Genomic DNA, 1,512 nt, shown 5'->3' with positions numbered 1-1,512 from the left:
TGTCTGACGTCAGCACCATTGGGACAGATTTGAAGCTTTGAATAACGGAGGATTTCTGGTTCATCTTATCGATTAGGAGATCGAGATGACGAAGAAGCCACAGACATCGAAAGACGCCGCCGAGAAGGTGGTCAAGAACATCCGCCGCAAGACGCGCCAAACCTATTCAGCTGAAGAGAAGATCCGCATTGTTTTGGCTGGTCTGCGTGGCGAGGAAAGCATCTCTGTGCTGTGCCGCCGAGAGGGTATTGCTGAAAGCCTATATTATAGCTGGTCGAAGGAGTTCCTCGAAGCTGGCAAGCGTCGGTTATCTGGCGACACGGCGCGGCAGGCCACCTCGCCTGAGGTAAAGGATTTGCGTTCTGAGTCTTTGGCCCTGAAAGAATGCGTGGCTGACCTGACCCTTGAAAACCGTCTGCTCAAAAAAAGCATGACAGGGGCTGGGGCGTTAGAGGAATGAGATACCCTGCGTCCGAGAAACTGCAGATCATCCGCACCGTGGAGGGGTCGCATCTGCCGGTTAAGCAGACCCTCGAAATGCTGGGCATCCCGCGCACGACATTCTATCGATGGTATGATCTCTATGTCGACGGCGGCCTGGATGGGCTGGCTGATAGGTCCCCACGCCCAGGATCGGTCTGGAACCGCATCCCTGATGCTCGTCGCGATGATCTGATTGGGTTCGCACTGGAACATGAGGCGCTGACCACGCGGGAACTGGCCGTCAAATACACCGATGAGAAGCAGTATTTTGTCTCTGAATCATCAGCTTATCGCATTCTGAAAGCAGCTGACCTGATCACTGCACCGGACTATGTGGTGATCAAAGCGGCCGACGAGTTCACGGACAAAACCACTGCCATCAACGAGATGTGGCAGACCGACTTCACCTACTTCAAGATTATTGGCTGGGGTTGGTATTATCTCAGCACAATTTTGGACGACTACAGCCGCTACATCATCGCTTGGAAGCTTTGCACAAACATGCGCGCTGAGGATGTGACAGACACGATCGAACTGGCGCTGGCGGCATCGGGTTGCGACCAAGCCGTCGTGCGCCACAAGCCGCGTCTTCTGAGCGATAACGGCTCCTGCTACATCTCGGCTGATTTAGCTGAATGGCTGGAAGGGCAAAGCATGAAGCATGTCCGCGGCGCGCCATTCCATCCGCAGACCCAAGGCAAGATCGAACGCTGGCATCAGACCATGAAGAACAGGGTTCTGCTGGAGAACTACTACCTCCCCGGTGATCTCGAACGCCAGATCGGCGCGTTCGTCGAGTATTACAACAATCAGCGTTACCACGAGAGCCTGAACAACGTTACACCTGCAGACGTCTACTTCGGGCGCGACAAAGCCATTCTTAGAGAAAGGGAAAAGATCAAGAAACGGACAATCCAACAACGCCGCTTGCAACATCAAAAACAAGCCGCATAATCAATCACACAAACGAACCAGAGCCTCCAAAGCTCAAACCGCTATATTATCCCATTTTATATGACGACGGACACG

At 53.4% G+C, this 1,512-nt stretch carries 1 protein-coding gene; it reads left to right on the top strand.

All coding sequences use genetic code 11. The features are described from left to right. Positions 1-85 precede the first annotated feature (85 nt). Positions 86-1,437 (top strand): IS3 family transposase gene (locus AC07ED_RS04510; protein WP_478241879.1). Its coding sequence is split into 2 segments (ribosomal slippage): positions 86-421 and positions 424-1,437, totalling 1,350 coding nucleotides; the frame shifts between segments, so codons are not numbered across the junction. Positions 1,438-1,512 lie beyond the last annotated feature (75 nt).

Source organism: Aestuarium zhoushanense (genome assembly GCF_056431045.1).
The sequence above is the reverse complement of the archived record's forward strand: the minus strand, read 5'-3'. Positions and strand labels throughout refer to the sequence as shown.